At 52.6% G+C, this 3,271-nt stretch carries 4 protein-coding genes; all 4 read left to right on the top strand.

Annotation, left to right across the window (positions count from 1 at the left end):
* The first annotated feature begins 472 nt into the window (after positions 1-472).
* Positions 473-697, top strand: a complete 225-nt coding sequence (locus RUMCAL_RS11325) for a DUF378 domain-containing protein (protein WP_021683024.1) — start codon at positions 473-475, stop codon at positions 695-697.
* Positions 698-805: 108 nt separating this feature from the next.
* Positions 806-1,114, top strand: a complete 309-nt coding sequence (locus tag RUMCAL_RS15615; RefSeq protein WP_156902536.1) for a hypothetical protein — start codon at positions 806-808, stop codon at positions 1,112-1,114.
* Positions 1,115-1,208: 94 nt separating this feature from the next.
* Positions 1,209-1,829, top strand: a complete 621-nt coding sequence (locus tag RUMCAL_RS14800) for a carboxypeptidase-like regulatory domain-containing protein (protein ID WP_021683022.1) — start codon at positions 1,209-1,211, stop codon at positions 1,827-1,829.
* Between the two features lie 15 nt (positions 1,830-1,844).
* Complete coding sequence (locus tag RUMCAL_RS11310) at positions 1,845-3,242, top strand: peptidoglycan-binding protein (RefSeq protein WP_021683021.1); 1,398 nt, start codon at positions 1,845-1,847, stop codon at positions 3,240-3,242.
* Positions 3,243-3,271: the final 29 nt, after the last annotated feature.

The raw sequence follows: 3,271 nt of genomic DNA, 5'->3' as shown, positions 1-3,271 counted from the left end.
CGCCAGACGCTCTTTGTGCGGTATTGCCTTTTGTATCTGAGAGCCGCACAGTGCCTACAGACAAAAAAACGCCCGACTCCAACCGGAATCGGGCTAAACAAAATCAAGAACAAAAGAAAGGAGACAACAAAACGAGTGATAAAATCAATGGAGAACTGATAAAAACAAAATAGGAGGGTTTTCACCAATCATAAGACCTCCATCTTTGCGGTTTTATCACCGTATCTATTATACACAATTCGCGGTCACCCGTCAAGGGAAAATACACAAAAAGTGCCTGTTCTCTGTGGATTTTGTAGAATTGCACAAAAAGTATGGTACGCCATTTGTGGTTGTTATCAAAATACATGCCGTCAGAAAACAGGTGTTTTCCACAGAATATTCCACACGGTTTGCGGGCATACTATAAGAGCAAAACTGTGAGAAGCGGATATGTATTCTCACAGAAATTGCAGAAAAGAGGTGTAGCTGCATGTGGGATAAACTTGCACTGATCCTGCTGATTATCGGCGGTGTCAACTGGGGACTGGTCGGCGTGTTTGAATTTGATCTGGTGGCATGGATCTTCGGCGGTTCGGCATCGTTCATCAGCCGTGCCGTTTATATTCTGGTGGCGATCGCAGCCCTTTGGTGTATGACATTCCTGTTCCGACGGGAAGCACTGACCGAGCCCGCGACGGTTTCCCAGCAGAGATAGGGAAACACTGCATCAAGCTTGTGGTAAGATGCGTCGTCAGATTTTTCGGCAGATTGCCCAGAAATTCCGCAGGCAGACTTGGTGTCTGGCAAGGGATTTCTGGACAATATGACGAAAAATCTGCACGCAGATTGCGTGCAAAGCCGTCAGGCGGGCTTTATGCAGGGTTTCCATGTGCTTTCCACATTCCACTGTGGAAAACAGAAAAGTCTGTCCGGACAAGGGCAGACTTTTTTGTGCGGTATTGTCCATGCACATATTTCCCCAGACAATCGCATAGATTGTGGAAACGCGGAACGTGTTCAAGAAACACCGAGCAAAGCTTGTGGTAAGATGCGTCGTCAGATTTTTTGGCAGATTGCCCAGAAATTCCGCAGGCAGACTGTATGTCTGGCAAGGAATTTCTGGGCAATATGACGAAAAATCTGCACGCAGATTGCGTGCAAAGCCGTCAGGCGGGCTTTATTCAGTGTTTCCTTCACATCAACGCTTTGACAGGAGGATAACTGCTATGGAAAAAACACCGGAAGAATATCAGGCAGAGCTGCTGCGGCTCTATCACACGGCACAGGCATCTGCACCTGCACCGGCACCCGTTCCGGAACCGGAAGAAGCTCCGCCGCAGGAGCCACAGCCGGAACCCACGCCCCCAGAACCGGAGCCTGCTCCCCCGATGCCGGAACCGCTTCCTACCGAAACCGTTCCTCCGCCGCAGCTGGAAGTGGAGAAAACTCCACAGGAACAGCCGGCGATCGGCTGGATTCAGGTCATCACCCGCAGTGCCGGCAATGCCCGTGCCCTTGCCGGTGTGTCCGTGCTGGTGACCAACGGCACGGAGGAACAGGTACATCTGAAACACACTGCCGTCACCAACGAAAGCGGCGAAACCGGAAAAATTCCGCTGCCGGTGCCGGCGGCTTCTCTCTCACTGAACTGCGACGAAACCCGAAAGCCATATAGCACCTATGATGTCAGCGTCTATGCGGACGGTTTTTACCGGCAGGTCAGCGAAGCTGTACCAGTATTCGCCGGCACGACCTCCCGACAGATCTTCCACATGATTCCCCTGCCCAGCTACTTGCAGGAGCCGCCGAAAACCATTGTCTACCAAAACACCGAACCCAATCTGTAAGGAGGGCTGCCAGATATGCCAGTCGGAGAACCCTTTATCCCCAGAGATATTACCGTGCATCTGGGGCGGCCGGAGGAAACGGCGAACAACGTCACCGTTTCCTTTCCCGATTACATCAAAAACGTGGTATCCAGCGAAATTTACCCCACGTGGCCGGAAAATGCCATTCGTGCCAACATCTACGTCATTGTCAGCTTTGCCCTCAACCGTGTCTATACTGAGTGGTATCGTTCCCGCGGGTATCCTTTTGACATCACCAACTCCACTCAGTTTGACCAGAAGTACATCTACGGCAGAGAAATTTTCGAAAACGTGGGGCAGCTGGTTGACGAACTGTTCAACTCTTACGTCCGGCGGCAGGGCAATGTGGAGCCGCTGTTCACAGCGTTCTGCAACGGCACAACGGTAACCTGTGACGGGCTTTCCCAGTGGGGCACCGTGCCGCTGGCACAACAGGGCATGACTCCTTATGAGATCCTTACCACATTTTACGGCAGCGACATCGACATTGTCACCAACGTTCCCGTAATGACCAACACGCCCTCCTATCCGGGATTTGATTTGCGGCTGGGACTTTCCGATGATCCGGTCCGCACCATTCAGGTACAGCTGAACCGCATTTCCAGAAACTACCCTGCCATTCCCAAAATCGGCGAAGCTGCCGGCGATTTTGACTATATCACACAAGATGCCGTCATTGCCTTTCAGGAAATCTTCGGGCTGCCGGCAACCGGCATTGTCAACGAAGCCACATGGTACCGGATCTCCTATATTTTTACCAGCGTGAAAAACCTGGCAGAACTGAACTCCGAGGGGCTGACCCAGCAGGACATCGAGCTTACGCACACCGAGGATCTGCACTTCGGCATGCAGGGAAAAAACATCCGTGCCCTCCAGTATCATCTTGCAGTGGTGGGAGCCTACTATGCCGCCATACAGCCGGTGGAAATTACCGGCTACTTCGGAGAACAGACAGAAACTTCCGTCAAATCCCTCCAGCAGGCGTTCGGGCTTCCGGTGACGGGCGTGGTGGATTTTTCCACATGGAACGCCCTCTATGATGCCTACACCGGCATTGTGGAATCGATACCGCTGGACACCTCGGTCAATGACGTGGTGCTCTACCCCGGCGTGGTTCTGCGGGAGGGCACTACCAGCGAGTACGTCCGTCTGATGCAGCAGTATCTCACCTATATCCACGGCACCTATCCGGAAATTCCCACCGTCAACGCCACCGGCTATTTCGGCCCCATGACCAAGGCTTCTGTCATGGCGTTTCAGGAACTGTTCGGCTACCCGAAAACCGGCGTAGTGGGTACCGCGGTATGGAACGCGATCACCAGCCTGTACTCCGATTTGAAATACGGCTACGACAAACAACCCTATCAGGCTCCGGGATATACGATCACCTGAGGAAACACTGCATAAAGCCCGCCTGACGG

This window comes from Ruminococcus callidus ATCC 27760 (genome assembly GCF_000468015.1).
GTDB lineage: Bacteria > Bacillota > Clostridia > Oscillospirales > Ruminococcaceae > Ruminococcus_C > Ruminococcus_C callidus.
This window is presented reverse-complemented; position numbering and strand designations above follow the sequence as displayed.